General features: G+C 34.5%; 2 protein-coding genes. Both read right to left on the bottom strand.

Features of this window, described 5'->3' with window-relative positions; translation table 11 throughout:
• Positions 1-24: 24 nt before the first annotated feature.
• Entirely contained in the window at positions 25-1,077 is a 1,053-nt protein-coding gene (locus Q0376_RS06225; RefSeq protein ID WP_298705308.1) for a Fic family protein, read from the bottom strand.
• A gap of 236 nt (positions 1,078-1,313) precedes the next feature.
• Positions 1,314-2,651 carry an FAD-dependent oxidoreductase gene (locus Q0376_RS06220; protein ID WP_298705306.1) on the bottom strand — a complete coding sequence of 446 codons (1,338 nt, stop codon included), beginning with the start codon at positions 2,649-2,651 and terminating at the stop codon, positions 1,314-1,316.
• Positions 2,652-3,048 lie beyond the last annotated feature (397 nt).

Below are 3,048 nucleotides of genomic sequence, written 5' to 3'. Positions count from 1 at the left end.
TTCAAACATCTCAATATATAGATTTTATATTTTTACATAATAAGTAGACTTGCCTGTGCCAAAGCGCGCTATAATCCCTTCATCAGTTAACTTCTTAAGGGCATTTAAGGCGGAAGAACGACCTACCCTAGGACAATTTACAAGAACATCAGCGCTTGTAAACTTGCCTATTTTAGTTTCTACATACTGACGCACTACATCATAAGCACTACTCCTATGCCCAGCAAAATTAATGACATTCACACGCTCTTCAAAAGCCTCATAACAAGTCAAAATAATCTTCAACATGTAGCGAATAAATGGCAGCGGATCATTTGTACCTTCATGCCAATCTTCATCTATGGCCACTAAAGTCTCATAATATACTTCTTTTGTTTTTTCAATTTCTTTTTCTAAACTAATATATTTTCCTACCATAAATCCACTTTTATATAAAAGCAATAGTGTCAACAATCGACTCATTCGACCATTGCCATCATTAAATGGATGAATACACAAAAAATCTGATATAAATGTTGGAATTAAAATTAAAGGATCCACAACATCATATGCAATCATTTCTTCGTAACTTTTGCAAAGAGCTTCTATAGCTAATGGCGTTTCACTTGGCGATAAAGGGGTAAAACGTATAGCAGAAGTTCCATCGCCGCTCGTTTCAGTTATATAATTTTGAATATTTTTAAATTTTCCCGCATAGGTTCTTCCACTATACCTATACAGATCTCGATGAAGCTGTAATATATATGTTGATTTTAAAGGAATATATTCATGATTCTCGTGTATTGTTTTAAGTACATCTCGATACCCCATAATTTCATCTTCATCCCTATTTCGCGGTCTTGTTTTATCTTCTACTAATTGCTTAATGCGTGTATTCGTTGTCACAATGCCTTCAATTTTATTAGAAGCTTCTGTACTCTGAATTTTCGCAATTTCTATTAAACGATTTAGCTCTACAGGTTTTTGTCGAACGAATAATTCTTGCCGCCCTTTATATTCTCTAATTTTAGCCACTAAATTTACTATATCCATCGGCCAGTTCATATGAACTAATCTACTATAATCAAAAACTCTCATGTTTTACCTCCTTTCCTTAATCGTGCAACTCTTTCGTCCAATTATACTTTATTTTGGACGAAAAATCTATCCTTTGGACGTATTCACCACTTATCTTAATTCATCTTCTTAAATAAAAATCGTCCAACACCTTCCGCCTTACGTCCAAAAAATTAAAAATTTGGACGTAAAGTAGAGAGTGTTGGACGAAACATATAAAACTAAGTATCAAAAAATTTTACGCAAAAATTAATTTATTACACAAACAAATCATTAAAGCTTTCAGACATGGTTGGATGTGTATAGATAAAGTCACGTAATACTTGATAATCTAGGTTTTGATCGATAGCTAGTTTTATCATATTAATCATTTCATAGGATTCAGCACAGAATAATTGAGCACCAAGGATTTTATTATTATCATCAATCAAGGCTTTCAATAGGCCTTCTGTTTTACGAAGAACTTTAGCTTTCGGAATAGCATTTGCCGATAATGTGACTACACGATAGTTTAAGCCCTTAGCTTTTGCTTCCGTTTCATTAAGGCCTACTCTAGAGAATGGAGGGTCAATAAATACGGAGTATGCAAAAGCACCGCGATTATTGATAGTGCGTTCACTCTTACCTGCCATGTCATCAAGGATGATACGGCTATCATCAAGAGAAATATAAGTAAATTGTAGTTTACCGCATACATCGCCAGCGGCCCAAATATTAGGCACATTAGTACGTAAATGCTCATCTGTTTCTACAGCGCCACGTTTATTTAATTGAATACCTGCTTTTTCAGCTCCTAATTCGTCAGTATTAGGACGGCGTCCTGTGGCAATTAAAATGGCATCACTTGTAATTGACTGTGCCTCATTGTCTTTAGTGTAGTATAAAGTGCCTTCTTTAATTTCAGTTGCCTGCGCGCCAGTAATAATCGCAACACCTTTCGCAGCTAATACATCTTGAATTTGTTTCGCCATGTCTGCATCTTCACGAGGCAAGAATACATCACCATCCTGTACAACAGTTACTTTACTCCCAAAATTTGCATACAAAGCAGCAAACTCAAGGCCAATATACCCGCCACCTAGGATAGTCAAGGTGCTTGGTAATTCAGCCAAGTCCATTAACGTTTCAGATGTGAAAACCTTTTCACTTGTTGCTAATCCCTTAATCGTTGGGAATACTGGTGTGGCCCCCGTATTAATAACAAATTGTTTTCCTTCTAAAGTAAAATGTTCTGCCCCACGTTTAACTTCAATATGAGTAGCATCTACGAAGGATGCTACTCCATCAATAACCTCTACGCCAGCTTGGATTAATTTATCATAATTCGCCTTACGTAAAGCACCTGTTAATGCGCGTTTCTCTTCAATTGCTTTTTTATAAAATGCCGTCTGTGCAGCAAAATCATCTTTTGGTGCACTTGCCGCATCAGTCACTAAGCGCTTAGACGGAATGCAACCTACATTGATACAAGTACCACCGTACATATGAGCATCTTTTTCAATCAAGGCTACCGATTTACCTGATTTAGCTAATTTACCTGCTAATGTCTTACCAGCCTTACCAAATCCAATTACAATAATGTCATACGTTTTCATAAAAAACCTCCTGTTGCATATTTAATATATACCTTTAATTTATACTTTCTAATATATATTTCTTAATATATCCTTATTTAATTAATACTAATGCTTTACACATTAATACACCTTATATATTTTTTTACGCATTAATATACTTGATACAATTCTTTACACATTAATATACCATATGCAATTCTTTACGTATTACTAGCCCCTATGCAATTCATACTGATAATTTACTTATTACTACACTATAATTATATGAATCACTATGTGCCACAAATAATATAAGATTCATAATTTTATTATATCAAATCCCTCTTTAGTAACAAACAGGGGGTATATAAAAAATAGCAAAAGCACTCTCTTTAAATGCTACTTCTAGAAACTCTAGAACTTCTAGCTAAAAAGA

Origin of the sequence: uncultured Veillonella sp., from assembly GCF_937981445.1 — a bacterium.
Lineage (GTDB): Bacteria > Bacillota > Negativicutes > Veillonellales > Veillonellaceae > Veillonella_A.
The sequence above is the reverse complement of the archived record's forward strand: the minus strand, read 5'-3'. Positions and strand labels throughout refer to the sequence as shown.

Bases quoted from the DNA above. Each gene is read 5' to 3' on its own strand.
- Q0376_RS06225 (WP_298705308.1), bottom strand. From the start codon at position 1,077: ATGAGAGTTTTTGATTATAGTAGATTAGTTCATATGAACTGGCCGATG.
- Q0376_RS06220 (WP_298705306.1), bottom strand. From the start codon at position 2,651: ATGAAAACGTATGACATTATTGTAATTGGATTTGGTAAGGCTGGTAAG.